The sequence below is a fragment of the Mesorhizobium sp. M0045 genome (assembly GCF_040323385.1).
GTDB lineage: Bacteria > Pseudomonadota > Alphaproteobacteria > Rhizobiales > Rhizobiaceae > Mesorhizobium.
The window spans coordinates 1-25,912 of record NZ_JAMYUY010000012.1; the positions used below are offsets into that span (position 1 = coordinate 1).

Consider the following 25,912-nt stretch of genomic DNA (forward strand, 5'->3'; position numbering starts at 1 on the left):
GGCCGATCCGCCGCATCAGGCGCGGCAGGTCGCGCAGGATGGCGCTAAGTCCCATCAGCGCGATCTCGCTGCCGTCGAACAATGGCGCCAGGCCGAGCGCCTGCAAATGGCGGCCGCCGATGCCGACAAGCCGAACGTCGCGCCCGGTCATGCGCTTTAACGCCTGCACAAGATCGGCGCCAAGCAGGTCACCGGACTCCTCGCCGGCGACGATAGCTATCTTCAACGGCCGCTCATTCGCCATGCGCCGGCTCCGCAGCAGGCAGCCCGATCACGAACAGGCCGAGCGCATTGGCACGCCCGATGGTGGCGGGACCTTCGAGCACCAGCGAGCGGCCGGCTTCTACGGCAATGCCGGCCAGTCCGGCGGCATGCGCCGCCTCGACGGTCAGCGGGCCAATGGAGGGCAGGTCGGCACGCAGTTCCTGACCGGGCTTAGCGCATTTGACCAGGACACCGCGCGTCCTGCCCGCCAGCCTGCCGTGCCCGCGCAACTCCCTTGTCCGCTCGAGCAGCCCGTCAGTCCCTTCGACGCCTTCCAGCGCAATGGCGCGGCCGCCGACCGCAACAGCCGCTTGGCCGATATCCAGCGCGCCGATGGCTTTTGCCGCCGCGTGCGCCGCCTCGATGTCGCGCCAGTCGGCTTTGCGTGGCGCCGCCTTGGTCAGCAGTCCTTCGGCGGCGACCAGCTCCGGCACGATCTCGTGAGCGCCGACGACTTTGATGCCGCTGCGCTCGATCCTGCGCACGAACAATTTCAGCACCGTATCATCTCCCCGAGTTACACCGACGAAGAGGCTGGGCAGCCAGGCGAGCAGGCCCAAATTGAGGCGCATGGCGCTCAGCCTGGGGCGGCGCGTGATATGACCCGCGGTCACCAGATGCGTAACGTGATGCCGCTTGAGGATCGGCAACAGCGAGCCGACGTCTTCCAGCCTCAAGGTTGCCTGCTCATAGGCCTCGAAATCGGCTATGCGATCGACCTCGCCCGCCGCCATCACGATGAAGGGCAATTTGCCTTGCCGGGCGAGCGCTCGGGCAATTTCGACCGGGAGGCTGCCGCCGCCGGCGATGATGCCGACCTTGGCATCTGGCGCGAGATCAAGGCCCTTTCCGGCAGCCTCAATCTTCGTCATCTGCTCTCAGTCTTCATCATCGGTATCGTCGCCGTCGCCACCCTTGAGCGACGGCACGGCATAGTGCCGCTTGCCGCGACCGGCGATGAAATCGACGATCTTCATGGCAGTCGGCGACGAGGCGAACTCCGCCTTGGCGAATTCGATGTTTTCGCCGACGGTCCGGGAGCGATCGAAGATCGTCTTATAGGCTTTGCGCAGCAAATGGATCTCCGAACGTGGCAGGCCGGCGCGCTTCAGCCCAATGATGTTGAGGCCGCGAAGGCTGGCACGGTTGCCAACGGCGATGGCGTAGGGAATGACGTCGCCGACGATCGCCGAGCAGCCGCCGAGAAAGGCGTTATCGCCGATGCGGACAAACTGATGAACCGCGGTAAGGCCGCCGATGTAGACATTGTCACCGACTTCGCAATGCCCGCCTAACGTCGCTTGATTGGCGAAGGTGGCGTTCTTGCCGACCACGCAGTCATGGGCAATGTGGGCATAGGCAAGGAAATTGCCGTTGTCGCCGATCGTCGTTTCGCCGCGGCTGGAATCGGTGCCGACATGCATGGTGACGCCTTCGCGGATCGTGCAGTTCTCGCCGATCACCAGCGTGGTACGGCCGCCCTTGTGCTTGGTGTTCTGCGGTGGTCCGCCCAGTATCGCCATCGGATAAACCTTGGTCGATGCACCGATGGTGGTCGCGCCAATCACCGAGACATGGCTGACCAGTTCGACGCGGTCGCCGATCACGGCATCAGGGCCGACGTGACAGAAGGGCCCGATGCGGGCGCCTTCGCCGATTTGGGCGCCTGCCTCGATGACCGACGATGGATGGATGACTGTCTGGATTTTCATTAGCATTCGTTTGTCAGCCGCTTGCGACCATCATCGCCGAGATCTCGGCTTCCGCCGCCTTGGCGCCATCGACGAGGGCCTCGCAAGCGAATTTGAGAAGATTGCCGCGTTTCTTGATTTTCTTCACATGAATTTTCAGCTGGTCACCTGGAACGACCGGCTTGCGGAACTTGGCATTGTCGATGGTCAGGAAATAAACCAGCGACGGCTTTTCCGTACCAAGGCTGCGGATGCAGATGGCGCCGGCCGTCTGCGCCATCGCCTCGATGATCAGTACGCCGGGCATGACCGGCTGGTCGGGGAAATGACCTTGGAAATGCGGCTCGTTTATGGTGACGTTCTTGATGCCGATTGCGGATTCGTCGCCATCTATGTCGACAATACGGTCGATCATCAAGAACGGATAGCGGTGCGGCAGGAGCTTCATCAGCCGCATTATGTCAACCGCTTCGAGCGTCGCCGCTGCGATGTCAGCCATTTCCCCCCTCACCCTGTTTGCGCGTCCGTGCAAGTCTGCGCAAGGCCGCTATCTCGCGCATAGCTTCCGCCATCGGCTGCGCCGGATATCCTCCCCAAATCTCACCGGCAGGCACATTGCTCATAAACCCGCTTCTTGCCGCAAGCTTGGCGCCGGACCCTATGGTCAAATGATCCGCAAGGCCGACGCCGCCACCCATGGTGACGTTGTCGCCTACCGTCACAGAACCGGAAATACCCGAAAGCCCGGCTATTATGCAATTGCGGCCGATGCGAACGTTGTGCGCGATCTGCACCAGATTGTCGATCTTGGTACCCTGGCCGATGATCGTGTCGGACATGGCGCCGCGATCGACGGTCGTATTCGACCCGATCTCGACGTCGTCCTGGATGATGACGCGGCCGATCTGCGGAACCCGCTCCGGACCCTTGGCGCCGGCCACGAAGCCGAAGCCATCCTGGCCGATCCTGGCGCCGCCATGAATGATGACGCGATTGCCGATCAATGCATATTGCACGCTGGCGCCTGGACCGACATAGCCGTCGCGGCCAATCTGGGAGGAAGGACCGATAACCGCATGAGGGGCAATGACGGTTCCGCTGCCGATGGCAGCGCGCGGTCCGATGACCGCGCCCGCTTCGATGATCGCACCGGGCTCGACATGGGCGGTCGCATCGATATGGGCGTGCGGCGAGATACCGGTTTCGCCGGTCATCGGCCCAGGCGTTGCAGCCGCCGGGAAAAGCAGGCGCCCGACCATTGCGAAAGCCTGCTGCGGGCGCGGATGCACCAGAACCGCGATGCCCGCCGGCGCCTTGGCGGCAAATTCGGCAGGGCAGAGAACCGCTGCCGCCCGCAGTGACTGCATCAGGGCGAAATTGCGCCTGCCATCGACGAAGACAAGGGCGTTCTCGCCGCCTTCGTTGGCGGGAGCCAGAGCGTCGATCGAAACATCGGAGAGAGCGGAATCGACAAGCATCGAGCCGGTCAGATTCGCGACTTCGCCGGCCGTATACCGGCGTGAGGGCGCGAAGAACACCGGATCGGTCATTCCAGAAGCAATATCCAGCTAGCGCATGACCCCGAAATCGGAAATCGATCCTCGGAAAGGATCATGCGCAAATCAAGTTGCTACAACGTTCTTTGAGCGTCCGATAGGACGCACTGCGCTGTAGTGTCGGATCACTGACATCCCGATCCAAACGAGCCGGAAGCATCGTTACCCGCACATCAGAAGCGGGTCGATATGCCGAAGTTGAATTCCTGCACGTCGTCGGTCTTTTCCTTCTTGACCGGGATCGCATAGTCGATGCGAATCGGGCCGAAAGGCGATGCCCACATCAAGCCGACGCCGACAGAAGCGCGCCATTCCATGCCGGTCGTCGACTGATTGACGAGGTTGGAGGCAATCTTGCTGCCGTAGAGCGTTGCCGCATCGGCGAATACCGCGCCGCGCAAACCGAAGCTTTCCGGGATGACCGGCAGCGGGAACTGCGCTTCCGCCGAGGCATTGAAGTAAGTGGTGCCGCCGAGATGGTCATTGCTGTTGTCCGAGGCAACCGGACCGATGCCGCCATATTCGAAACCGCGGATCATGCGATCGCTGCTCTGGAAATGGTCGAAGACACGCAGGTCGCCGCTGCCATATCCCTGGACATGGCCGGCACCGCCAGAAATGAGGCCTACCAGATCCAATTGTTCGGACAACGTCTGATAAATGCTGCCGCGCGCTGTCACCTTGATGAACTTGGCGTCGCCGCCCACGCCAGCCACTTCCGTGCCGACGTTGGCAAAAATGCCTTCATGGGGATTCTTCATGTCGTCAATAGTATTGTAAACTAGGCCGAGACTAACCGACGATTTGAGCCACGGACTCTCTTCGACACCGTTTATAATCGCCTGGGAGACATCGCAGGTGGCAGGGTCGCAGTTCTCGTCGAACTCATACTTCTCCTGAGCGATATTATACGCGAGCTGAGTCGAGATGTTGTCGGTAATCGGCAGACCGAAGCGCACTGTCGCGCCCGTCGTGTCGCTATCGTAATGGTCATAGTTTCGAGTCTGCTTGTAGATGTCGAATCCGGCAGCGATACGGCGACCAAGGAAGTACGGTTCGGTAAACGAGAAGCTGTAGTCGCGCGAGTTCTTGCCGCCGCCAGCCGCCACCTTGATGAATTGGCCGCGGCCGAGGAAGTTGCGCTCACTGATTGAACCTTCGACGGACGGACCAGCCGTCTCGCCACCAGTCGAATAACCGGCACCGACCGAGAACTCACCGGTCGATTTCTCGACCACGTCGACCACCAGTACGACTTGATCAGGCTCAGAGCCCGGAACGGTGGAAATCTCGACTTTCTCGAAATAATCAAGCGCTTCCAGCCGCCTCTTCGCGCGCTGGATGAGAACCTGATTGAAAGCGTCGCCTTCGCTGACATCGAACTCGCGGCGAATGACGTAGTCGCGCGTCCGATCGTTGCCGCGGATCTCGATGCGCTCGATATAGGCCTTGGTGCCCTGGTCGATCGTATAAACGACAGAGATGGTGTGGTTTTCGAAGTTGCGGTCACCGCGCGGCGTCACCTGGGCAAAGGCATAACCAGAACCGGCGACCTTTTCGGTCAGCGCGATGATCGTGTCCTCGACATCCTTGGCGTTATAGACATCGCCCTTGTGGGTCTCGACCACCGATTCAAGCGACTTGCTGTCGACCTCGGGGATCGTGCTTTCGACGCTGACGTCCCCAAACGTATACCGCTCGCCCTCCTGCACCGTGATGGTAACGGTGTATTTGTTGGTTGTGTCGTCGAGTTCGCCGACAGCCGAGACGACCTGGAAGTCGGCATAGCCGTGATTATAATAGAAGCGGCGCAGCAGCTCCTGGTCGGCGCGCAGCTTGTCCTCGTCATAAACATCGTCGCGCAGCACGAACGACAGGAAGGACGAGCGCTTGGTGGAGATGATGTCCGACAGACGGCGGCTCGAATAGGCGCTGTTGCCGACGAAATTGATCGCCGCAATCTGGGTGCGGCCGCCTTCGTTGATGTTGAAGACCACGTTTACCCGGTTGTCGCCGAGATCCATGATCTGGGTGGTCACGGCGGCATCGTCGCGGCCGATACGCCGGTAGGCGGCCTTGACCGCCTCGACATCGGCGTCGAGCTGTTGTTGCGAGAAGGTGCCGCGCGGCTTCAATTGCACCGCGGCTGCAAGCGCGTTGTCCTTGAGCTTCTTGTTGCCCTGGAACAGCACCTGGTTGACGACCTGGTATTCGGAAACCTTGATGACCAGCGTCGATCCGACCTGGTTGATCTGCACGTCCGAAAACAGCCCGGTGCCAAACAGCGCCTTGACCGCATCGTCGATGTCGGAGCTGGAAAACGCCTTGCCGGGCTTGATTGTCACGTAATTGCGGATGGTGTCCGCGTCGACACGCTGATTGCCGGTGACTTCGACTCTGGAGACGACAGCCGCCTCGGCGGCCGATGTGGCAACGAACTGCACTGCGAGCGCGCCTGGTACAACCAGAGCAGCGGACATAGCCACCGCGGACGCGGCGCTCAGAAACTTGGATGCTGCCTTCATCGGGCTTTTGTACCTTTTCTCGAAGTCCCCACGGCGAGAAAACCGGACGTGCGGTAATTTCCCCTACCGTATTAACCGGATTTTCCCTACACGCAAGGCTTCTGGTTAATTTGTATTTACTTAACCCTGTGGCGTGGCTTTCGCGTCACGCATATCCCCACGCATGGTAAACGGCGTCTCAACATTGGTCGCGCTGAAGCCAAATTTCTTCATGATTTCAGCACCCAAACAGATCGTTCCAGAAAACAAAACCCATGAAGCCGAGCACCAGGATGAGGCCGCTCCGATAAGCCATTTCCATCATCCGTTCGGACACCGGCCGTCGGATGACAGCTTCCACGCCGTAGAACAGAAGATGCCCTCCGTCGAGGGGGGGAATCGGCAGAAGATTGAGAATTCCTATCCCGACTGACAGATATGCAACAAGCTGGACGAGCAATTCGAAGCCGAGCTTTGCCGCCTGGCCCGACATCTTGGCGATCTTGATAGGCCCGCCCAGCTGGCACTTGTCCTCGCGGCCAACAACGAAACGCTGCAGGAACTGGCCGGTGCGCTGGATGACGTGTCCGGTTTCCTGGACGGCCGCCCCGACTGCCCCGGCCGGGCTGTAGGTGATCAGCCGCGGCTGGCCGAGTTCCTTGTTGTTGACGACGCCGATCACGGCCACCTGGGCTTTGTTGCCCAATGCGTCTTGTTGTTCCATCAAGCGCGGCGTCGCCGTGACGGTGATTTCCTTGCCGCCGCGTAACATAACGAAGGTGATGCTGTCGCCGGCGCGGCCCGAAACCAGACGCTGGACGTCGGCAAAGGTCTCGACCTTGCTGCCGTCGACGCTGACGAATCGGTCACCGGACATGATGCCGGCCGCCGCTGCCGGACTGCCTGCGGTGACTTCAGCCACCATCGGCTCGTAAACCGGCCGACCATATATGGAAAACAGCACGGCAAAGACGGCGATCGTCAGCAGGAAGTTGAACAGCGGCCCCGCCACGACGGTCGCCGCCCGCTTCCAGATCGGCTGCGTGTGGAAGGCAACCTTGCGTTCGTCGTCGCTCAGCGCCTCGACCTCCTCCGAGCTGGGCTGGCTCGACGTCGCGTTCATATCGCCGACGAACTTGACGTAGCCGCCGAGCGGTATGGCGCAAAGCTTCCAGCGCGTGCCGCGGCTGTCGTTGAAGCCGATGATCTCAGGGCCGAAACCGATCGAAAAGGCTTTTGCGCCGATACCGCACCAGCGGCCGACGAGGTAATGGCCCATTTCGTGGACGAACACGACCACGGTCAGCACGAACAGGAAAGGCACCAGCGTGCCGAGGACAAGGCCGTCCGTGCTGAAAACCGCGTGAAGAATCTCGTTCAATTCATGCCCTCAAATTCATCCACGGCGCAGATCACGCCGCGACTGTGACATCAATCCAGGCGAATCCATGACGCAGCCCCGCGCCGGCCCACCGACGATGCCGTTCAAACCGGAAACAGCCCCTGTGCCGGATGGTCGGCGGTCGCGGAAATCCAGCCGATGACGTATAGGGCGAAAGCCGCCGCGACAAGCCCATCGACCCGATCCATGATGCCGCCATGGCCGGGTATCAGCGTGCCGGAATCTTTACGGCCGTGGCGTCGCTTGACCCATGATTCGAACAGGTCGCCGGCCTGCGCGACGATCGAAAGCACCAGTGCGACCACGCCAAGCACGGCGAGGTTGCCCATTCCGGCTACTGCGGCCAGAAGCAGACCGGCCACTACGCCGCCGACCACCCCACCGAGCGCCCCGCTCCGCGTCTTGCCCGGCGAGATCGACGGCGCCAGCCTTGGGCCACCGACGGAGCGGCCGACGAAATAAGCAAAAATATCGGTCGCCCAAACCACGGCGAATAGGAACAGAATGGCCAGCAGCCCTGAATAGTCGCCATCACGCAAGAAGGCCAGCGACAAGCCGGACACGGCCGCATAGGCAAGGCCGGATGCTTCCCACGGTCCTGCCTTGCGCATCGACGCCGCGATGGCAGTGACAGCAACCAGAGCTGCGACAAGCGGCAGCAGCAAAGACGCAGGCAGGCCGGCGACGAGGGCACCAATAAAGACCACGATCAGCGCCTCGGGCAGAAAGCCGAGACCTGCCATAGCGCCAGCACCTGCCGCGGCAACGGGGCGGCTCATCCGCGTCCACTCGTAGAAGATCACCGCCGCCATGGCAGCGCAAAGCAACCGGAAGGGCAGTCCGCCGAGCCAGGTCAGGCCAAGCGTGACGATGGCAAGCACGACGGCCGAAATGACCCGGAGCTGGAGGTTGCTCATTCCTCAGCCTGAGGCGACATCTTGGGCGGCAAGTCCGCCGAAGCGGCGCTCGCGGCCGGCGAAATCGCGCAGTGCATCGGACAGGTGCTCGCGACTGAAGTCGGGCCAGTAGCAAGGCAGAAAAACGAGTTCACTATAGGCAGCCTGCCATAACAGGAAATTCGACAACCGAAGCTCGCCGCTGGTGCGGATGACCAGTTCCGGATCCGGAATGCCCTCTGTATCGAGCGAGCTGGCAAAGGACTCGGCCGTGATCGCCTCGCTGTCGATCTCACCGCGCGCCACCGCTGTGGCGAGCTTGCGCGCCGTGCGCACGATCTCGTCGCGGCCGCCGTAATTGAAGGCAATGACCAGTGTCAGCGCCTCGTTGCTAAGGGTGAGCGTTTCGGCTTCCTCGAGCAGCCCCCTTATGTCGGGCTGCAGCCCTGCCCTGTCACCGATGACCCTGATCCGCACCCCACTCTGGTGCAGCTCGGCGAGGTCACGTCGGATGAAAAGCTTCAGCAGGCCCATGAGGTCGCTGACTTCGGATTTCGGTCGTGACCAGTTTTCCGACGAAAAAGCGTAGACGGTCAGGAAGGAGATGCCGAGGCCGGGGGCGGCGCGCACTGTCTTGCGCAGCGCCTCGACGCCGGCGCGGTGACCAGCCAGCCGAGGCAAGCCGCGCGCCTTGGCCCAGCGTCCGTTTCCGTCCATGATGATCGCGACATGCGCGGGCGTTGCCATGTTCTCACTTCCGGGCCAGCCGTGGCCAGACCCTAGACCTGCATGATTTCCGCTTCCTTGTCGGAAAGCAGGTGGTCGATGGTGCTGATTGTCTCGTCGGTCAGTTTCTGAACCTGGTCGGCCCGTTTGCGATGGTCGTCCTCACTGATGTCGCCGTCCTTTTCCGCCTTTTTCAGAAAGTCCATGCCGTCCCGGCGAACGTGTCGTGCGGCGACGCGGGCATTCTCGGCATAACCGTGCGAGATCTTGACCAGCTCCTTGCGGCGCTGTTCGTTGAGCTCGGGCAGCGGAATCCTGAGATTGGTACCGTCGACGATAGGATTGAACCCGAGATTGGCTTCACGGATGGCACGGTCGACCGCGCTGACCATCGACTTGTCCCACACCGAAACCGAAATCATGCGCGGTTCCGGAACCGACACTGTTGCCACCTGGTTGATCGGCATGGTGGTGCCATAGGCCTGCACCTGGACGGCATCGAGCAGGTTGCTCGACGCGCGGCCGGTGCGCAGCGAAGCCAGATCATGCTTGAACGCGGCGATCGCCCCGTCCATGCGCCGTTTGAGATCGTCGTATTCGCCACTCATCATCGTCTCCTCGACCCGTTAACCCGGGTTCACTGCTTAGGGTAAGCCCTGTTCGAGCCTCATCCGCAACCGATCCCTTTCGGGTTCATGGTCCGGTCAATCGTCTGCGACGACCGTGCAACGGCCGCCACCCCTCAGGATATCGCCGAAACCACCCTTCTCGTGGATCGAATAGACGATTATCGGAATGTTGTTTTCGCGCGCAAGTGCAATCGCCGCCGTATCCATGATCGAAAGCCCGCGTTTGATGACTTCGTCATGGCTGATCCGCTCGAAACGTGTCGCGTGCGGGTCCTTCTTGGGATCAGCCGAATAGACACCATCGACCTGGGTGCCCTTGAACAGAGCATCGGCTCCGATCTCGGCGGCGCGAAGGGCTGCAGCCGAATCGGTGGTGAAGAACGGATTGCCGGTGCCGCCGGCGAAGATAACGACCTTGCCCTGGTTCATGTAGGCGGTCGCCTGACGCTGCGAAAAACTTTCGCAAAGCTCGGGCATGGCGATCGCCGACAGCACCACGGCGTCGACGCCGATCTTGTTGAGCGAGGTGCGCAGCGCCAGCGAATTGATGACGGTGGCAAGCATGCCCATATGGTCGCCGGTGACGCGGTCTCCGCCTTTTGACGCGACTGCGACGCCACGGAAGATGTTGCCGCCCCCTATGACGATACCGACTTCGATGCCCAATGCGCGGGCCTCGGCGATGTCGGCGGCGATGCGGTCGACCACCGATACGTCGATGCCGAAATGCTGCTCGCCCATCAACGCTTCGCCCGATGCTTTCAGCAAGACACGTCGGTAGAGGGGCTTCACCGTCATCTGGTCCTCGTCATCGTGCGTGTGACGCGTTTCGGCACGCCCCGAAACACTGGGCGTTCCGATACACGAAGGGCGCCACGATGTCACGCGGCGCCCGAGCCGGAAAACTCTCTTCCAGCTTCAGCTTACACGGCAAAAGCACCTTGCATGAACAGGTTCGGCATGTAGCCCGCCGGCTTGTCACCGACTGTCTGACCTCCGGTAAGGCCACCCTGTATTTCCGAGCCGAAGAACGAATACGAAAAAGGGTGTGAATGACCGGCTCACCGCATCGAGCCGTGCCCGAACGTCCTGCGCAATGTCGAAATCGAGCGCGCCGAGGTTGTCCTTGAGTTGATCCTACACCGCGCAAGAACTCGGCCGGGCATCCTCGCGGACACCCGGCCGAAAAAGCCTTTTAAACGAATAGTTTACTTCTTGACCGCTGCCGCGACTTCCGCCGCGAAATCGGTCTCTTCCTTCTCGATGCCCTCACCGAGCGCGAAGCGCAGGTAGGCAGCGATTTTGGCTGGCGCGCCGATCTCGCTTTCGGCATCCTTCAGCGCCTTCTCGACGGTGATGTCGGGATTGAGCACGAAAGCCTGCTTGAGCAGCACGACCTCTTCGTAGAACTTGCGCAAACGGCCCTCGACCATCTTCTCGATAATCGCTTCTGGCTTGCCGGACTGGCGTGCCTGGTCGGCGAAGATCGCCTTCTCGCGCTCCACCGCGGCCGGATCGAGCTCTTCAGTGGTCAAGGCCATCGGATTGGTGGCAGCGACATGCATGGCAACCTGACGGGCGAAGGCGTTCGCGGCATGCGCGTTGCCTGTCGTCTCGATGGCCACCAGCACGCCGAGCTTGCCGAGGCCGTCGGCGACCGCATTGTGAACGTAGGTTGCGACAGCGCCGTGCTCGACGGTGAGCTTGGCCGAGCGGCGGAAGCCCAGATTCTCGCCGATGGTGCCGACGGCGTCCTTGATGGTCTCGGCGACCGACTTGCCCGAGCCCGGATAGGGAGCAGCGGCAACGGCCTCGGTCTTGCCGCCATAGGCAAGCGCGACCTTCGCGACCTTGGCGACGATCTCCTGGAACGCAGCATTGCGGGCAACGAAGTCCGTCTCGGAATTGACCTCGACGATCGCTGCCTCGCGGATGCCCGAATCGACGCCGATCAGGCCTTCGGCAGCGGTACGGCCAGCCTTCTTGTCGGCCTTGGAAATGCCCTTCTTGCGCAGCCAGTCGATGGCTTCTTCCATATTGCCGTTGGTCTCGTTCAACGCCGCCTTGCAGTCCATCATGCCCGCGCCGGTCAAGTCGCGGAGTTCTTTGACCTGTGCAGCCGAAATGCTCATTGTCGCCTCTTTGTCTAAATGCACTGACGCACCATCGATTTTCGATGATGCGCCTGGTGCCGGTAGCGCTTACCGCGCCAACATATTGGAAAGATGAAGGCCGCAGCCGGCCTTCGCTACTATGCTTCCGGGGTCTGGGCTGCCGGGCTCTCGGCGGCCGGGGTCTGCTCGAGCGCCGGCTCGACCGGAGCCTCGACCGATGCGCCGATATCGACACCGAGCGCGCCCTGCTGACGGGCGATGCCGTCGATAGCTGCCTTGGCGATCAGATCGCAATACAGCTGGATGGCGCGGGCCGCGTCGTCATTGCCGGGGATCGGGAAGTCGATCTTGTCCGGGTCGCAGTTGGAATCGATGATGGCAACGACCGGGATGCCGAGACGCTTGGCCTCAAGAATGGCGATCGCTTCCTTGTTGGTGTCGATCACGAACATCAAATCGGGCGTCGAACCCATATCCTTGATGCCGCCCAGCGCCTTGTCGAGCTTTTCACGCTCGCGATCGAGGTTGAGGCGCTCCTTCTTGGTTAGGCCCTGAGCCTCGCCGGCCAGCATCTCGTCGAGCTTGCGCAGGCGCTGGATGGAATTCGAGATCGTCTTCCAGTTGGTCAGCATGCCGCCGAGCCAGCGCGAATTGACATAGTACTGGGCCGAGCGCTGCGCGGCATCGGCGACAATGTCGGAGGCCTGGCGCTTGGTGCCGACGAACAGCACGCGGCCGCCCTTGGCAACAGTGTCGGAAACCTGCTTCAGCGCCTGGTGCAGCAGGGGCACCGTCTGCGAGAGGTCGATGATGTGGATGTTGTTGCGGGCGCCGTAGATATAGGGCGCCATTTTCGGGTTCCAGCGGTGGGTCTGGTGGCCGAAGTGAATGCCAGCTTCCAATAGCTGGCGCATGCTGAAATCAGGCAGAGCCATTCTTATTTCCTTTCCGGTTAGCCTCCACGGACACAGGCATTTTTGGACTTTGTCCTCAAACGCCACCGGAGGTTTCAGCCGGATTTCTCCCGGGCAGACACCAAAGTCCGTGTGTGGAATGAGCGCGCATATAGAGGGGAAGCACGACAAACGCAAGCGCTGTGGCGTCTTGCGGCTCAGCGTGCGGCGATCAGCGCACCGGTGTCATTGTCGCATCTTCCCCTTCCGCACCCGCACACGCCGGAAAACAGCGACGATCTCCTCGCGGCTGCATTCGATGGCGCCTAACCGCACTGCGCGGTCACGCTCCAGCCCGGTTATGTCATAATGCGGCGCCGATGTCTTGGGCGGCCCTTGATAGGACGAGCGCTTGACGCCGAGCTGCGCGGCGAAGCGATGCAGCTCGTCAGTATCGTCTGCCAGCAGATGACACCAGCGGTGGCCGACCCATTTCCAGATCGCCGCATCGACATAGACCGCCATGAGGTTTGCCGCACTCCTTCATCTTGCGCCGACCAGCACGCCGCTAACGATGATAGAAGGGATTGGCATAGAAAATGAAGGCGCCGCCGGCCTCGAGTTGCGTCATCGTCCTGGTGACGGTCTCCTGCATCCGGTCGTGCAGTTCGGCGAGTGCCTCCTCGACGGAGCCTTGATAGGCGTGCAAGCCTAGCGGCTCCGGTACCCGAACATAGGCGCGGCGTGGGCCTGCCGGCTTCGGCACGAAACGGTTGATCGTATCGCGCAGCGTACCATTGCAATAGTCGTTGCGGATCCGCTTCAAATGTTCGGCGATCTCCTCCTGCGTGATGCGCGGACTGGTTGAGGCCCACGGCCCGACACGCTGCAGGCGCTGGATCGTATCTGCCAGCGTTCGGACCTGCGCCTGGTTTTCGGTGCCATCCGTGTTTTCCCGCAGCCGGCGCCGCGACCGGCGCAAAAGCTCGGCAGTGTCGAGCGTGTCGGCGTCGACCGAGACAAGTTCAGCAAGGCGACGGCCGAGTTCCGCGAGCAGGTCCTTTTGACGTGCGTCATACGAAACCCGCTCATCTGACCGCAGGCCATACGCAGCCTCATCGCGCGACAGCAACGTCGCATAGATATGATGGATGCGCTCCGGCAGCGAATCGGCGGCACGGCGTTCGATCTTCAGGCTGTGCTCGACATAGGCGCATTCCTTTGCCAGCGCTGCCTCGACATTCCCCGTGAAAGCAAGCTTCCAGATCACGGGCGCTATCCAAACCTTGAAGTCCGGATCGGTCAGGCGGCCGCGCTTCAGCGCCTCGTATCCCATCTCGACCGCGCCTGGCAGCAACGGGGCAACGATGTTGGCATGCCAGCCGACACCGCCTTCGGGATGCAGGAGCACGCCGTGCCCCTTCAGCGCCCAGGTCACCGAATGTTCCTTGGCGGCCGCGCTGTTGCCCGGGATTTGCGCGATCAGATTGTTGGCCAACCAGAATTTCTGCATCAGCCGGCCAAGCCCGTTGACGACGCCGTGCGTGGCCCAGGATGCCGCCAGCGGGCTTACCCGCGAGACGACCTCCTTGTCGATCATCCAGTCGGTAAAGAATTCGGGATGGTTGGGCGTGATGAACGTCGCCTTGCCCGCACCGCAACAAGCCTTCAGCCTTTGCCGGTCATCCTCCGGAAAATCGATGTGGCGGACATTGGCGACGCCGCGCAAACCGGCCAGACGGTTGAACGGCAACAGGTCGCGAAAGCCTGGAATGCCGTGCAGCATGACAATTCGGTTGACGAACGTCATGGCCTTGATCAGCGTCGCATTGGGCCGCGGCGCCACAAAAACGTCGATCCTGCTCAACCTGCTCCCCCACGGCGCTTACCGTCGTAAGACGATGATAGGCAATTGCGGCATGCTCAAGTCGATACGACACGCCCCGCAAGATCAAGCGCTACTATCCCGGATAGCGGCCGGCGGCTTGTCGTTGGTTCGAGCCTATTTCGACGGGCAGGTCTTTGGCTGATCGAACAGCGACAGATTGACCAGTTTGCCGGTCATCGAGAACTCGCCATAGTCCATGACGAGATCGCGCGTGATGCCGTTCTTGTGCAGCTTGAAGCTGATCCGGTATTCCGGCACCTCCTCGCCGCCTTTGTCGGCATCATCGAAATAGGCGATGTCGACCGGCCAGTATTTGTCGGTGGCGAGCTTGGCCAGCGCCGGCGCTTCCGGATCGGCGTTGTCGGCATCGGCTTGCTTGCCGACGACGACGGTGGTGGTCACCACCTTGTTGGCATCCTCAGAGCCGTCGAACAGGTTGGTTTCGTAGAAACGCTCGCCCTTTTCCGCCTTGCCGATCATTTCGACCATTTGCTGGGTCGGGAACTGGGTCGGCGCGAGTTCCAAGCTGTTCTTCTCGGGCTTGTCGATATCGACCTTGAGACCGTTGGCCTCCTTCGTTGCAGTCCCCTTGACCTCCTTGTCGAGGTTCTGGTCGACAAAGGACTTATTCACGAAGGAGAAGGTCTTGCCCTCGGCATCCTCGAAGGTGGTCATCTGCTGGTCGGTCAGCCTGGTGTTGTCGCTGGTTACGATCTGGGTCACCAAACGGAACTTTACCGTATAGCCCTCGCAAGGCGAGCCGTTGAACTCGTAGACCATGCGGCCAGTGATGCCGGTGATGCCGGAGCGGTCGGAGGCTTTGTCGAGTGAAATGTCGTAAACCGCGCGATGCGCCTGCAGCGCCGGCACCGCAAAAGCGGGAGCCGCCCAGGAAGCCGCTGTCAAGAGAACGGCGTTGAATGCGAGGCGCGTTGCGCGCATGGGGTGCTCCGATCATCGCGGCTAATGGCAGGCCGCATGGAAAGATGGTCCAGCTTAAAAAAAGTCGTGGCGGAAGCGAGGCAAAAATAGCAATTTCGGCCCGGCCTGCGCGGCACCTTCAAGCAATAGGGAAATAGCATGAGCGAAACAATCGAAAAGCGGCTAAGCGGTCTCGGCGTGACGCTGCCGGCCGCCGCCGCGCCTGCCGCCAATTACGTGCCCTATTGCAGGACCGGCAATCTGCTGTTCACCGCCGGGCAGTTGCCGCTCAAGGACGGCAAGCTCCAAGCGAGTGGACTACTTGGCCGCGATGTCGACACCGCGACCGGCAAGGAAGCCGCAAAATACTGTGCAATCAACATATTGGCGCAAGCCCAGGCAGCACTTGGCGATCTCGAGAAAATCCGTCGCTTGGTGAAGATCACCGTCTTCGTCGCCTCGGCACCGGATTTTGTCGAACAGCATCTGGTTGCCAACGGTGCCTCGGATTTTCTCGCCGCGGTGCTCGGCGATCGCGGCAAGCACGCTCGCTCCGCCGTCGGCACCGCCTCCCTGCCGCTTAATGCCGCAGTGGAAATCGAAGCGATCTTCGAAGTCGAATGACCGGGACTGCAACCATGACCGATCTTTCCTGGCTGACCGCCCGGCCCGTCGCCCATCGCGGCCTCCACGACATGAACAAGACGCGCTGGGAGAACACCCTTTCCGCCTTCGCCGCGGCGGCCGAGCGCGGCTACGCGATCGAATGCGACGTGCACCTGTCTTCCGACGGCGTCCCCGTCATCATCCACGATGGCGATCTGCGGCGGCTGACCGGCGAAAACGGCTTCGTCTGGCAGCGTACGGCTGCCGAGACCACCGCGCTGAAGGTCGGCGGCACCGCTGACCATCTGCCGACGCTGCAGCAGGCGCTTGATCTGGTCGACGGCCGTGTGCCGATGGTTGTCGAGCTGAAAGGAGCTGCCGGGCACGACGAAGGCCTGGTCGAAAGCGTCGGCAAGATGCTCAAGCAATACAACGGCAAGGCTGCGATCATGTCGTTCGACCATTGGCTGATCCGTGAGTTCCCGAAATATGCTCCCGGCATACCCGGCGGTTTGACCGCCTACGGCAACGACAACCACCTGATCGAGGCGCATTTCGCCATGCTGGCGCATGACATCGCCTTCACCTCCTACGCCGCCGGCGACCTGCCGAACCGGTTCGTCTCCTTCGTGCGAGAAAAACTCGGCATGCCGGTGATCACCTGGACCGTGCATGACCAGCCTGCCGTCGAACTGACCTTCAAATATGCCGACCAGATGACGTTCGAAGGATTCGAGCCAGATCTGGTACGGCTTGCTTGAGCGGGCTTGTATGGGTCCGCAGCGAGCTTAAGTAAGCCTCATGGATCAAGGGGACGACTGCGAAAGACAAACGGCGAACGCGGAGCTGTCGATCCGCATCGCAGCGGGCATCGGGGCCTTTACCGGCGCTGAATGGGACAGCCTCGGCGGCACTACACGCGGCGATGCAGAAAACGGCTACAACCCACTCGTTTCATTTGCTTTTTTGAGCGCTCTGGAAGATTCCGGCTGCGCTGTTCGGCGCACCGGCTGGCAAGGCCATCACCTGAGGCTGGAAACCGCCCGAGGCAAGCTGCTCGGGGCGGTCCCCTGCTATCTGAAGTCGCACAGCCAGGGCGAATATGTATTCGACCATGGCTGGTCGGACGCATTCGAACGTGCCGGCGGGCGCTACTACCCGAAGCTGCAATGCGCGGTGCCGTTCACGCCCGTCACCGGCCCTCGCCTGCTGGTCGGCAAGGGCGAGGACAGTCCCACCGTCAAGGCCGGTCTTGCGGCCGGCCTGAAGGCGGTGACGGATAAGCTCGGCGTGTCTTCCGCCCATGTCACCTTCGCGCCGGAGGACGATGTCCAGATATTGGCGGCGGCCGGTTTCCTGCATCGCACCGACCAGCAGTTTCACTTCTTCAACGAAGGTTTTTCGAGCTATGACGATTTTCTCGCGACGTTAGCGTCGCGCAAGCGCAAGGCAATGAAGAAAGAGCGGCGCGAGGCGCTCGCCGACGGCATCTCGATCGACTGGCTGACCGGCAAGGATCTGACCGAAAAGGCCTGGGACGACTTTTTCGCGTTCTACATGGATACCGGCAGCAGGAAGTGGGGCCGGCCCTACCTCAACCGCGATTTCTTCTCCCTAATCGGCGAGCGCATGGCCGACGACATCCTGCTGGTCATGGCCAAACGCAACGGACGCTACATAGCGGGCGCCATCAACTTCATCGGCTCAGACGCGCTCTACGGCCGCAACTGGGGCTGCATCGAGGACCACCCCTTCCTGCATTTCGAAGTCTGCTACCATCAGGCAATCGATTTCGCCATCTCGCGCAAGCTGAAGGTGGTTGAAGCTGGTGCTCAGGGCGAGCACAAGCTGGCGCGCGGCTACCGGCCCGTGACGATGCATTCGGCGCACTATATCGCCCATCCAGGTCTGCGCAATGCAGTGGCCGACTACCTCCAGCGCGAGCGGCGCGAAGTCGAGCGGATGAGCGAATATCTGGAGGAGCACACCCCGTTCCGCAAGGACATGGCGGAGTAGGGTAGCGAGCCCCAATCGCTCAGCCGCGCGGGCCCGCATGGCCGATGTCGATCGATCATCTTGCCCGCCCGGAACAGCTTCGCTACACGAGACAGCGACCCAAGAACCGGAGCGCGCGCCATGGCCGAAGCAACCTACGACAGCAGCAACATCTTCGCCAAAATCCTGCGCGGAGAAATCCCTTCGCACCGCGTCTACGAGGATGAAGCGGTCATTGTCTTCATGGATGTGATGCCGCAAGGACAGGGTCACACGCTGGTGGTGCCGAAAGCGCCATCGCGCAACCTGCTTGACGCGGATCCGGCGGTGCTTGGCCCGCTCTTCGCTCACGTCCAGAAAGTTGCGCGGGCCGTAAAGAAGGCCTTCGATGCCGATGGCGTCACGGTTATGCAGTTCAACGAACCAGCTTCGGGGCAAACTGTCTTTCACCTTCACGTCCATGTCATTCCGCGCTTCGAGGGGATTCCCCTGAAACCACACAGCGGACAGATGGAAAAGCCTGAAATCCTGGCCCAGAACGCCGGCAAAATACGGATGGCACTGGCAAGCTGAACCGGCGCAAACCGCTCCGGCGGGCGCCGGGTGCTTGACCGGAGGGTGTCACAAAAAAAGCCCCGTTTCCGGGGCTTTTTTACTGGCTGGTTCGTCAGTTCTTGCGCGGCAGTTGCGGCACGAGACTGCGCTTGCCCCCGTCCTTACCTTTGGGCTCCGGCTTCTGCGCCACCGCCTTTTTCGCGGCGGGCTTCTTTGCCACCGCCTTCTTGGCCTTCGGCACGTCGTCCGGCTCTTCCTTCTTCGGCTTCACCGGCGCCTCGTCGGCGAGCGATTCGAGCTTCAGGCCGGTCTCGCCGGTTTCCTTCTTCTCGACGGTGACACGCACCGTGCCGCCCTTCTTGAGCTTGCCGAACAGCACCTCGTCGGCCAGCGGCTTCTTGATGTGCTCCTGGATGACACGGCCAAGCGGCCGGGCGCCCATGCGCTCGTCATAGCCCTTGTCGGCCAGCCATGCGACTGCATCCTGCGACAAGTCGAAGGTCACACCACGCTCGGAAAGCTGCGCTTCCAGCTGCATGACGAACTTCTGCACCACCTGATGGATGACCGGCACCGGCAGCGAGCCGAACGGAATGATCGCATCGAGACGGTTGCGGAACTCCGGCGTGAACAGCCGGTTGATCGCCTCGACATCGTCGCCTTCGCGCTTGGTCGAACCGAAACCGATCGCCGCGCGCTGCGCATCGGATGCGCCCGCATTGGTGGTCATGATCAGGATGACATTGCGGAAGTCGATCTGCTTGCCGTTATGGTCGGTCAGCTTGCCGTGGTCCATGACCTGCAACAGGATGTTGAACAGGTCCGGATGCGCCTTCTCGACTTCGTCCAGCAACAGCACGCAATGCGGATGCTGGTCGACGCCGTCGGTCAGAAGGCCGCCCTGGTCGAAGCCGACATAGCCTGGAGGCGCGCCGATCAACCGCGAAACGGTGTGGCGTTCCATATATTCCGACATGTCGAAGCGGATCAGCTCCACGCCGAGCGAGGCGGCGAGCTGCTTGGCGACTTCCGTCTTGCCGACACCGGTCGGGCCCGAGAACAGGTACGAGCCGATCGGCTTTTCCGGTTCCCGCAGGCCGGCCCGCGCCAGCTTGATGGCCGAGGTCAGCGCTGTGATCGCGGTGTCCTGGCCGTAAACGACACGCTTCAACTCGATGTCGAGGCCTTGCAGCACCTTCTCGTCGTCGGCGGAAACCGTCTTCGGCGGGATGCGCGCCATCGTGGCGATCGTCGCTTCGATCTCCTTGATGCCGATGGTCTTCTTGCGCTTGGCTTCCGGCACCAGCATTTGCGAGGCACCTGTCTCGTCGATCACGTCGATCGCCTTGTCCGGCAGCTTGCGGTCGTTGATGTAACGCGCCGAGAGTTCGACCGAAGCCTTGATCGCCTCGCTCGTGTAGCGGACCTTGTGGAACTCTTCGAAATAAGGCTTGAGGCCCTTCATGATCTCGATGGCGTCCTCGACCGTCGGCTCGTTGACGTCGATCTTCTGGAAGCGCCGCACCAGCGCGCGGTCCTTCTCGAAGAACTGGCGGAATTCCTTGTAGGTGGTCGAGCCGATGCAGCGGATGGCGCCGGACGACAGTGCGGGTTTTAACAGGTTCGATGCATCCATGGCGCCGCCGGAGGTGGCCCCTGCCCCGATCACGGTGTGGATTTCATCGATGAACAGCACGGCGCCGGGATAATCCTCGAGCTCCTTGACGACCTGCTTCAGCCGCTCCTCGAAATCGCCGCGATAGCGGGTGCCGGCCAGCAGCGTGCCCATGTCGAGCGCGAAGATGGTGGCATTGTGCAACACTTCGGGAACGTCGCCCTCGACGATGCGCTTGGCGAGGCCTTCGGCGATAGCCGTCTTGCCGACGCCGGGATCACCGACATAGAGCGGGTTGTTCTTGGAGCGGCGGCACAGCACCTGGATGGTCCGGTTGATCTCGCTCTCGCGACCGATCAATGGATCGATCTTGCCGGCCTTGGCCTTGTTGTTCAGGTTGACGCAATAGGCAGTCAGCGCGTCCTGCTGCTGCTTCTTCTTGCCGCCTTCCTCCTGCGGCTCGGCTCCGCTCTGGCTGCCTTGCTCGTCGTCGGCGCCGCGCGGGGTACGCGTCTCGGAAGCGCCGGGCCGCTTGGCGATGCCATGCGAGATGTAGTTGACCGCGTCGTAGCGGGTCATCTGCTGTTCCTGCAGGAAGTAAGCGGCGTGGCTCTCACGCTCAGCGAAGATGGCGACGAGCACGTTGGCGCCGGACACTTCCTCGCGGCCTGACGACTGCACATGGATCACCGCGCGCTGGATGACGCGCTGGAAACCGGCAGTCGGCTTGGAATCTTCATCGTAGCCGGTGACGAGATTGTCGAGCTCGGTGTCGATATAGGTGAGAACCGTATGCTTCAACTCGTCGAGATCGACGTTGCAGGCACGCATGACGGCCGCCGCCTCGGTGTCGTCGATCAGGGCGAGCAGCAAATGTTCAAGGGTTGCATATTCATGGTGCCGCTCATTGGCGAGCGTCAGCGCTTGGTGAAGCGCCTTTTCCAGGCCTTGGGAGAAAGCCGGCATGTTACCTCACTTCTTCTCCATCACGCATTGCAGCGGATGCTGATTCTGTCGGGCGAAATCCATGACCTGAGACACTTTGGTCTCGGCCACCTCGAATGTATAGACCCCGCACTCGCCCACCCCATGATTGTGAACATGAAGCATTATGCGCGTGGCGGCTTCGCGGTCCTTCTGGAAAAAGCGCTCCAGCACGTGGACCACGAATTCCATGGGTGTGTAGTCGTCGTTAAGAATGAGGACCCGATACAGACTGGGCTTCTTGGTCTTGGTTTTTGTGCGCGTGATGACGGCCGTGCCGCGACCGGCCTCATTGCCGTTGCCGCCGTTCTGCATTCGCACCACGTAGCTCGTGGCAGTCAAACCTGTAGTCACGTAGTCCTGCCTCTTTCGAATCCTCATGCATGCTCGACATGTAGGTGTTCGATGGACGATTTTAAGCCCTTCTGTTTAGCTGACAATATGGCTAGGTGGCCAAACTTGACCGATTTTTCAAATCGTGAAGACCGTAGGCCCCCGATTTCGAGCTGGCATGAAAAAACCCGGCCGTGCGTTCGCGACCGGGTCTGTCTTTGCAAGCCCAGGGGCCGGCTCGGAATGTTCGTCGAATTTACTTCGCCTTGGCGACGATCGATTCGAACGGCTTGTAAGCTTCCTTGGCGAGTTCGGCATAGAGATCGCCAAGCTTGGTGGCCTCGGTGACGAAGCTCTCATAGGACTGCTTGGCATAGTCGGACTGGATCTCGATCGCCTTGTCCAGCGACTTGGCGGAAAAGAGCTTCTCGACAGCGGCGCTACCGGCTTCGAAGCTTTTCTTGGTGTACTCGCCCGCCTCGGCGGCGATAGCCTGCGCACCCTTGGACAGCGAGGCGAAGCTCTTCAATCCGGTGTCCGCAAATTCCTTGCCGTATTTGCTGAAATCTTCATAGGTCTGGGTCATTTCACGCTTTCCCTTGAACGGTTGCCTTGGACGATAGACGCGCCTTGTCCGGGCCGCGTTGTGCAATGCGTGTAAATATATTGTGCAGTGCACAAAAAGTCAAGATTCCCGCGGCAATGCGCATCGTGAGCTGCCGGCAATCGCTAAGATTCGAATAAAGAGAAGCTCAATCCCGCAGAAAATGGTGAACGCGGCGGTTACCATAAACGGATTGGTAACGCTGCCCGCGTTAGCGTGGCCGAAGGTGAGGCAGGACCCCTTTGCCGCCTCCAAGGCAACGGAAATTCAAAGGAACTATCAGTGCGTAAGGCGTTGTCGGGCTTCGTTTCCAAATCCGCGTCCCCCCTCAAAACGATCATGATCCTCGCTATGGCGATGAGCTTCGTCGTCGCGGACGCGGCTTCATCCATGGCGGCCAAGTCGGCGGCCATCGTCATCGATGCCAAGACCGGCAAGGTGCTTTATTCGTCGGATGCCGATGGCCGGCGCTATCCGGCCTCGCTTACCAAGATGATGACGCTTTATCTGACGTTCGAGGCATTGGCGAAGGGCAGGATCAGCAAGAATTCCCCGGTCGTGTTCTCGGCCAATGCCGCTGCCGAGCCGCCGACGAAGCTAGGCGTCAAGCGGGGCGGCTCGGTCACGGTCGAGACCGCGATCCTGTCGATGGTGACCAAATCGGCAAACGATTCCGCAACAGCGCTTGGCGAGATGCTCGGCGGCAATGAAGCCAATTTCGCCCGCATGATGACCGCCAAGGGGCGGGCGCTGGGCATGAGGGGAACCGTTTTCCGCAACGCCAACGGCTTGCCTGATCCCGGCCAGTTCACAACCGCGCGCGACATGGCGATGCTCGGCATCGCCCTGAGAGAGCATTTTCCGCAATATTACGGCTATTTCTCGCAGCGCTCCTTTCTTTATGGGCGGCAGCGCATCAACGGCCACAACCGTCTGCTCGGACGCATCAAGGGCGTCGACGGCATCAAGACCGGGTACACCCGCGCCTCCGGTTACAATCTGGTCTCCTCGGTCTCGGATGGCGATCGGCGGATCGTAGCGGTGGTCATGGGCGGCAGATCCGGCGGCAGCCGCGACAGCCAGATGGCCGGGTTGATCAATGCCTACATGCCGAAGGCCTCGTCGAGCGGCGGCGGCGTGCTGATTGCCAAGGCTGGCGGTGGCAATCCGATTTCAGCCTTGGCCAAGGTGTTTCTACCGAAGCATGACGCGCCTACACCGGACAGTAAGCCGAACGACGATGCCGTTGCCTCCCTTGTCGAGGAAAATGCGCCCGCCGTTGAAGAAACCACTCCGGTCGTTCAGGCTAAGAGGGTCAAGACGACGGCGGTGGCGACGGTGGACGACGTGGCGACAGCCCGGGTCGCCGCAGCCTATGCCGAACCGGCGGCAGAGGTCGATCCGGTCAGCACGGCATCGGTGCCATCCGGCTGGGCAATCCAGGTCGCCTCTTCGCCAAAACAGGCCGAAGCGAAGGCTTACCTCGACAAGGCGACGAAGCAGGCACCCTCCGTTCTGGCCGATGCCTCCGGTTTCACCGTCGCCTTCGACAAGGACGGCGTCACCTACTACCGCGCCCGGTTCGGTGGTTTCGGTTCGAAGACCGCTGCCTGGAAGGCCTGCAACGCTTTGAAAAAGAAGAAGATCGAGTGCTACGCCGTCCAGCAGTAAGCGGCGCGCGAAACGATATCTTTCCCGAAAGTTCTGCGTCGAAGGAGACTAGTTGTGATTGGAGAGCAAGACGTCCTTGGCTTCATTGATCCGCGCCGCCAGGAAAGACGTGCCACCGATATCGGGGTGCAGGCGCTGCATCAGGCGGCGGTGCGCCTTGCGGACATCCGCCGCGGCAGCCCCCGCTTCAAGACCAAGGATCTTGTAGGCCTCCTCCTTAGTCATGGCGCCAGAACCTGGCGCAACACCCAGCCCTTCGCCGTCATTCGCATCAGCGTCTTTGCGCCAGATGGGAAATCTGCCGTCAAGATACGTCTCTAGCAATTGGCGGCTCTCCGGATCGCCGGAGAGTTCGCGATAGAGTTGCTGCAACTCGGCACCCCCCATCGAGCCAAGCATCTTGCCTTCATGGCGCCCGGCCAGCACGAGGCCTTCGAGGCCGCCGGTATCGTGATCGAGTTCCATTTCAAGCGCCGCGGTACGAACTGTCGAACGCTTGCCTTGTGCCAGTTTTGCCGCCGGCCGATTCATGCGCATGGAGCCGTACCAGGCGAGCGCAACCGACAGGATCAAGCCGCCGATGCCCTCGCGCCCGACCAGCAGCACGGCGACGCCGACCAGCCCGAGCAGTACAGGTCCAAGCGTTCTCATGCCGCCTGCAAGCTTCGCCGCATCGGTGCGCAGGAAGATGGTGAGCATGCCGAGAAGCACTAGAAGCAACGCTACAAAAGCGATAATTGCGCTCATCAGTTTCCGCCGCCCCGCATATGCTCGATCATCAGCCGGTCTTCCGGTCTGCCCCGGGCCTCCAGTGCTTTCAGCCCGCCGGTCGCAAACACGGCGACGGACGAAAGCAGGCCGGCCAAGGTTGCGGCAGCCCGCCGATCGAAGCGGAACCAGGCCCCTTTCGACAGCCGCGCAATCTCCTTGAACGCCTTTTCCGCGGCGGCATCATGGCCCTCCTGAAAGACGAAGACAGGAACGCCGTGCAGACCGAGGCTGCCGGCCTTTTCGGCCAGATCATCTATGTTTTCTTCCATCGCGTCGCCGATATAGACCAGCGCGTTGACCTTGGCCGCCGCCGTCTGTTTCAGGGCATGGGCGAGCACCTTGCCGATCTGGGTATGGCCGCTGCGGCAGTCGATGCGCGTCATCAGCTGCTTCAGAGCTTCGGTATCGGTGACGAATGCGGAGGAGCGGCACTCGCCAAGGCCGCGAAAATAGACAAGTTGAACCTTGAGCGCCCCGGCCTTGCCGACGGCGTCGAACATCTCGGCCTGCAACGCACAGGCGAGATCCCAGGTCGGCTGGCGGCTCATCGTCGCGTCGAGGGACAGGATCAGCCTGCCTGAACCGGTGGCGGATGCAGCGAGCGTCCTTGCCTGACGGAGAAACGCGTCGATCTCGCCGGTGCTCGATTGAGACTCGACCGGTGCAGGATTGGCCCTTGCAGGCACGGGCTGCTTCTTGTCGCTCATGACATTCAAGATGTGGCGTTGTTCCCCCGCTTGCAAGCCCAGATGAGGCGACCTGGAGGACCGATGATGGCAACTGCGTACAAGCACTTCGGCTGGTGGTCTTGGCGTTGCGGTTCCCCGGCGTCAGAGCAGGCCGAGATCGGCAAGCTCACGCCTGAGCTTCGGCGGCATCTCGATCAGCCCGGCTTTGCCCTTGCCGAGATCGGCCGGCGCGTCCGTCTGCTTCAGGTAGCGCCATCCCTGGAATGCGCGGCGCGGTTGCCAGTCAGTGCGCACGACCTCGGGATCGAGAATCAGATGGCAACGGCCGATGCCCTCGTCATCGGTGAAGGGGCGGATTTCGGTGATCAGCTGGCGGCATTGGACATTGCCCTTGATCACCCAGTAGAGCGAACCGCCGTCGGTAATCTCGGCACCGCGTGTAGGCACCATGCGGGTGGTGTGGTAGTGCTCGGCCGGTTCGCCGGCGCGGCGCCGCTCGTCGAGACGGAAGGCAATCCACTCTTCCAGATCCTCGACGCTGTCACAGCCGACGCAAAGCTTTATGAGATTGAGAGACATCGTTTAAGGTTTAGTCCAGCACGCGA

Annotated in this window: 26 protein-coding genes and 1 pseudogene; 5 read left to right on the plus strand and 22 right to left on the minus strand. The window is 61.4% G+C overall.

Going from position 1 to position 25,912, the window contains the following annotated elements; translation table 11 throughout:
* From NKJ72_RS19155 to NKJ72_RS19230, 16 genes and pseudogenes are all read right to left on the minus strand, one after another.
* Positions 1-244: pseudogene (locus NKJ72_RS19155) on the minus strand (lipid-A-disaccharide synthase); the annotation flags it as partial.
* A complete protein-coding gene (locus NKJ72_RS19160) occupies positions 234-1,136 on the minus strand; it encodes an LpxI family protein (protein ID WP_502901866.1) in 903 nt (300 codons plus the stop codon). The gene NKJ72_RS19160 and the pseudogene NKJ72_RS19155, both read right to left, overlap by 11 nt.
* Positions 1,137-1,142: 6 nt before the next feature.
* Entirely contained in the window at positions 1,143-1,976 is an 834-nt protein-coding gene (gene lpxA, locus NKJ72_RS19165) for an acyl-ACP--UDP-N-acetylglucosamine O-acyltransferase (protein ID WP_352478915.1), read from the minus strand.
* A gap of 13 nt (positions 1,977-1,989) precedes the next feature.
* A complete protein-coding gene (gene fabZ / locus NKJ72_RS19170; RefSeq protein WP_023674942.1) occupies positions 1,990-2,454 on the minus strand; it encodes a 3-hydroxyacyl-ACP dehydratase FabZ in 465 nt (154 codons plus the stop codon).
* Entirely contained in the window at positions 2,447-3,505 is a 1,059-nt protein-coding gene (lpxD, locus tag NKJ72_RS19175) for a UDP-3-O-(3-hydroxymyristoyl)glucosamine N-acyltransferase (RefSeq protein ID WP_352478916.1), read from the minus strand. Before lpxD ends, fabZ begins: the two co-directional genes overlap by 8 nt.
* Positions 3,506-3,684: 179 nt before the next feature.
* The gene (gene bamA / locus NKJ72_RS19180) at positions 3,685-6,036 is read right to left on the minus strand and encodes an outer membrane protein assembly factor BamA (protein WP_352478917.1); all 2,352 of its coding nucleotides are present in this window, start codon (positions 6,034-6,036) and stop codon (positions 3,685-3,687) included.
* Positions 6,037-6,253: 217 nt separating this feature from the next.
* The gene (gene rseP / locus NKJ72_RS19185) at positions 6,254-7,396 is read right to left on the minus strand and encodes an RIP metalloprotease RseP (protein WP_352478918.1); all 1,143 of its coding nucleotides are present in this window, start codon (positions 7,394-7,396) and stop codon (positions 6,254-6,256) included.
* 104 nt (positions 7,397-7,500) lie between these two features.
* The gene (locus NKJ72_RS19190) at positions 7,501-8,334 is read right to left on the minus strand and encodes a phosphatidate cytidylyltransferase (RefSeq protein ID WP_352478919.1); all 834 of its coding nucleotides are present in this window, start codon (positions 8,332-8,334) and stop codon (positions 7,501-7,503) included.
* A 3-nt stretch (positions 8,335-8,337) separates the two neighbouring features.
* On the minus strand, positions 8,338-9,060 hold the full coding sequence (locus NKJ72_RS19195; protein ID WP_352478920.1) for an isoprenyl transferase: 723 nt from the start codon (positions 9,058-9,060) through the stop codon (positions 8,338-8,340).
* A gap of 32 nt (positions 9,061-9,092) precedes the next feature.
* On the minus strand, positions 9,093-9,647 hold the full coding sequence (gene frr / locus NKJ72_RS19200; protein WP_084640965.1) for a ribosome recycling factor: 555 nt from the start codon (positions 9,645-9,647) through the stop codon (positions 9,093-9,095).
* Positions 9,648-9,743: 96 nt separating this feature from the next.
* On the minus strand, positions 9,744-10,466 hold the full coding sequence (pyrH, locus tag NKJ72_RS19205) for a UMP kinase (protein ID WP_352478921.1): 723 nt from the start codon (positions 10,464-10,466) through the stop codon (positions 9,744-9,746).
* 410 nt (positions 10,467-10,876) lie between these two features.
* Positions 10,877-11,800: a translation elongation factor Ts gene (gene tsf / locus NKJ72_RS19210; protein ID WP_352478922.1), complete on the minus strand. Its 924-nt coding sequence runs from the start codon at positions 11,798-11,800 to the stop codon at positions 10,877-10,879.
* A 119-nt stretch (positions 11,801-11,919) separates the two neighbouring features.
* Positions 11,920-12,717: a 30S ribosomal protein S2 gene (gene rpsB, locus NKJ72_RS19215; protein ID WP_254817316.1), complete on the minus strand. Its 798-nt coding sequence runs from the start codon at positions 12,715-12,717 to the stop codon at positions 11,920-11,922.
* Positions 12,718-12,921: 204 nt separating this feature from the next.
* Positions 12,922-13,200, minus strand: coding sequence for a DUF4031 domain-containing protein (locus tag NKJ72_RS19220; RefSeq protein WP_352478923.1), 279 nt, complete (start codon positions 13,198-13,200; stop codon positions 12,922-12,924).
* A gap of 43 nt (positions 13,201-13,243) precedes the next feature.
* Positions 13,244-14,542, minus strand: coding sequence for a lysophospholipid acyltransferase family protein (locus tag NKJ72_RS19225; RefSeq protein ID WP_352478924.1), 1,299 nt, complete (start codon positions 14,540-14,542; stop codon positions 13,244-13,246).
* A gap of 135 nt (positions 14,543-14,677) precedes the next feature.
* Entirely contained in the window at positions 14,678-15,505 is an 828-nt protein-coding gene (locus NKJ72_RS19230) for a cell envelope integrity EipB family protein (RefSeq protein WP_023674927.1), read from the minus strand.
* A 138-nt stretch (positions 15,506-15,643) separates the two neighbouring features.
* Between NKJ72_RS19230 and NKJ72_RS19235 the strand changes: the two genes are divergently transcribed.
* The 4 genes from NKJ72_RS19235 (at position 15,644) to NKJ72_RS19250 (ending at position 18,658) form a co-directional block, all read left to right on the plus strand.
* A complete protein-coding gene (locus NKJ72_RS19235; protein WP_352478925.1) occupies positions 15,644-16,108 on the plus strand; it encodes a RidA family protein in 465 nt (154 codons plus the stop codon).
* 14 nt (positions 16,109-16,122) lie between these two features.
* Positions 16,123-16,851 (plus strand): glycerophosphodiester phosphodiesterase, encoded by a 729-nt coding sequence (locus NKJ72_RS19240; protein WP_352478926.1) that lies wholly within the window; start codon positions 16,123-16,125, stop codon positions 16,849-16,851.
* Between the two features lie 40 nt (positions 16,852-16,891).
* Positions 16,892-18,106 (plus strand): GNAT family N-acetyltransferase, encoded by a 1,215-nt coding sequence (locus NKJ72_RS19245; RefSeq protein WP_352478927.1) that lies wholly within the window; start codon positions 16,892-16,894, stop codon positions 18,104-18,106.
* Between the two features lie 120 nt (positions 18,107-18,226).
* On the plus strand, positions 18,227-18,658 hold the full coding sequence (locus tag NKJ72_RS19250) for an HIT family protein (RefSeq protein WP_352478928.1): 432 nt from the start codon (positions 18,227-18,229) through the stop codon (positions 18,656-18,658).
* 94 nt (positions 18,659-18,752) lie between these two features.
* Here the strand turns inward: NKJ72_RS19250 and clpA are convergent, their stop codons facing one another.
* The 3 genes from clpA to NKJ72_RS19265 all read right to left on the minus strand — a co-directional run bounded on the left by clpA (position 18,753) and on the right by NKJ72_RS19265 (position 22,158).
* Positions 18,753-21,221 carry an ATP-dependent Clp protease ATP-binding subunit ClpA gene (clpA, locus tag NKJ72_RS19255; RefSeq protein ID WP_352478929.1) on the minus strand — a complete coding sequence of 823 codons (2,469 nt, stop codon included), beginning with the start codon at positions 21,219-21,221 and terminating at the stop codon, positions 18,753-18,755.
* Positions 21,222-21,227: 6 nt separating this feature from the next.
* Positions 21,228-21,554, minus strand: coding sequence for an ATP-dependent Clp protease adapter ClpS (gene clpS, locus NKJ72_RS19260; protein WP_352478930.1), 327 nt, complete (start codon positions 21,552-21,554; stop codon positions 21,228-21,230).
* A gap of 274 nt (positions 21,555-21,828) precedes the next feature.
* Entirely contained in the window at positions 21,829-22,158 is a 330-nt protein-coding gene (locus tag NKJ72_RS19265) for a phasin family protein (RefSeq protein WP_023674920.1), read from the minus strand.
* Between the two features lie 300 nt (positions 22,159-22,458).
* On the opposite strand from NKJ72_RS19265, the gene NKJ72_RS19270 reads away from it, so the two are divergent.
* Positions 22,459-23,847 carry an SPOR domain-containing protein gene (locus NKJ72_RS19270; protein WP_352478931.1) on the plus strand — a complete coding sequence of 463 codons (1,389 nt, stop codon included), beginning with the start codon at positions 22,459-22,461 and terminating at the stop codon, positions 23,845-23,847.
* Positions 23,848-23,895: 48 nt separating this feature from the next.
* On the opposite strand, the gene NKJ72_RS19275 is transcribed toward NKJ72_RS19270, so the two are convergent.
* The 3 genes from NKJ72_RS19275 to NKJ72_RS19285 form a co-directional block, all read right to left on the minus strand.
* The gene (locus NKJ72_RS19275; protein ID WP_352478932.1) at positions 23,896-24,594 is read right to left on the minus strand and encodes a DnaJ domain-containing protein; all 699 of its coding nucleotides are present in this window, start codon (positions 24,592-24,594) and stop codon (positions 23,896-23,898) included.
* The gene (locus tag NKJ72_RS19280; protein WP_023674917.1) at positions 24,594-25,325 is read right to left on the minus strand and encodes a vWA domain-containing protein; all 732 of its coding nucleotides are present in this window, start codon (positions 25,323-25,325) and stop codon (positions 24,594-24,596) included. The genes NKJ72_RS19275 and NKJ72_RS19280 overlap by 1 nt, the downstream gene beginning before the upstream one ends.
* A 123-nt stretch (positions 25,326-25,448) precedes the next feature.
* Positions 25,449-25,886, minus strand: a complete 438-nt coding sequence (locus NKJ72_RS19285; RefSeq protein WP_352478933.1) for a DUF1489 family protein — start codon at positions 25,884-25,886, stop codon at positions 25,449-25,451.
* Between the last annotated feature and the right edge of the window lie 26 nt (positions 25,887-25,912).

Bases quoted from the DNA above. Each gene is read 5' to 3' on its own strand.
- NKJ72_RS19160 (WP_502901866.1), bottom strand. From the start codon at position 1,136: ATGACGAAGATTGAGGCTGCCGGAAAGGGCCTTGATCTCGCGCCAGAT.
- lpxA (WP_352478915.1), bottom strand. From the start codon at position 1,976: ATGAAAATCCAGACAGTCATCCATCCATCGTCGGTCATCGAGGCAGGC.
- fabZ (WP_023674942.1), bottom strand. From the start codon at position 2,454: ATGGCTGACATCGCAGCGGCGACGCTCGAAGCGGTTGACATAATGCGG.
- lpxD (WP_352478916.1), bottom strand. From the start codon at position 3,505: ATGACCGATCCGGTGTTCTTCGCGCCCTCACGCCGGTATACGGCCGGC.
- bamA (WP_352478917.1), bottom strand. From the start codon at position 6,036: ATGAAGGCAGCATCCAAGTTTCTGAGCGCCGCGTCCGCGGTGGCTATG.
- NKJ72_RS19190 (WP_352478919.1), bottom strand. From the start codon at position 8,334: ATGAGCAACCTCCAGCTCCGGGTCATTTCGGCCGTCGTGCTTGCCATC.
- NKJ72_RS19195 (WP_352478920.1), bottom strand. From the start codon at position 9,060: ATGGCAACGCCCGCGCATGTCGCGATCATCATGGACGGAAACGGACGC.
- frr (WP_084640965.1), bottom strand. From the start codon at position 9,647: ATGAGTGGCGAATACGACGATCTCAAACGGCGCATGGACGGGGCGATC.
- pyrH (WP_352478921.1), bottom strand. From the start codon at position 10,466: ATGACGGTGAAGCCCCTCTACCGACGTGTCTTGCTGAAAGCATCGGGC.
- tsf (WP_352478922.1), bottom strand. From the start codon at position 11,800: ATGAGCATTTCGGCTGCACAGGTCAAAGAACTCCGCGACTTGACCGGC.
- rpsB (WP_254817316.1), bottom strand. From the start codon at position 12,717: ATGGCTCTGCCTGATTTCAGCATGCGCCAGCTATTGGAAGCTGGCATT.
- NKJ72_RS19220 (WP_352478923.1), bottom strand. From the start codon at position 13,200: ATGGCGGTCTATGTCGATGCGGCGATCTGGAAATGGGTCGGCCACCGC.
- NKJ72_RS19230 (WP_023674927.1), bottom strand. From the start codon at position 15,505: ATGCGCGCAACGCGCCTCGCATTCAACGCCGTTCTCTTGACAGCGGCT.
- NKJ72_RS19235 (WP_352478925.1), top strand. From the start codon at position 15,644: ATGAGCGAAACAATCGAAAAGCGGCTAAGCGGTCTCGGCGTGACGCTG.
- NKJ72_RS19240 (WP_352478926.1), top strand. From the start codon at position 16,123: ATGACCGATCTTTCCTGGCTGACCGCCCGGCCCGTCGCCCATCGCGGC.
- NKJ72_RS19245 (WP_352478927.1), top strand. From the start codon at position 16,892: ATGGATCAAGGGGACGACTGCGAAAGACAAACGGCGAACGCGGAGCTG.
- NKJ72_RS19250 (WP_352478928.1), top strand. From the start codon at position 18,227: ATGGCCGAAGCAACCTACGACAGCAGCAACATCTTCGCCAAAATCCTG.
- clpA (WP_352478929.1), bottom strand. From the start codon at position 21,221: ATGCCGGCTTTCTCCCAAGGCCTGGAAAAGGCGCTTCACCAAGCGCTG.
- clpS (WP_352478930.1), bottom strand. From the start codon at position 21,554: ATGCAGAACGGCGGCAACGGCAATGAGGCCGGTCGCGGCACGGCCGTC.
- NKJ72_RS19265 (WP_023674920.1), bottom strand. From the start codon at position 22,158: ATGACCCAGACCTATGAAGATTTCAGCAAATACGGCAAGGAATTTGCG.
- NKJ72_RS19275 (WP_352478932.1), bottom strand. From the start codon at position 24,594: ATGAGCGCAATTATCGCTTTTGTAGCGTTGCTTCTAGTGCTTCTCGGC.
- NKJ72_RS19280 (WP_023674917.1), bottom strand. From the start codon at position 25,325: ATGAGCGACAAGAAGCAGCCCGTGCCTGCAAGGGCCAATCCTGCACCG.
- NKJ72_RS19285 (WP_352478933.1), bottom strand. From the start codon at position 25,886: ATGTCTCTCAATCTCATAAAGCTTTGCGTCGGCTGTGACAGCGTCGAG.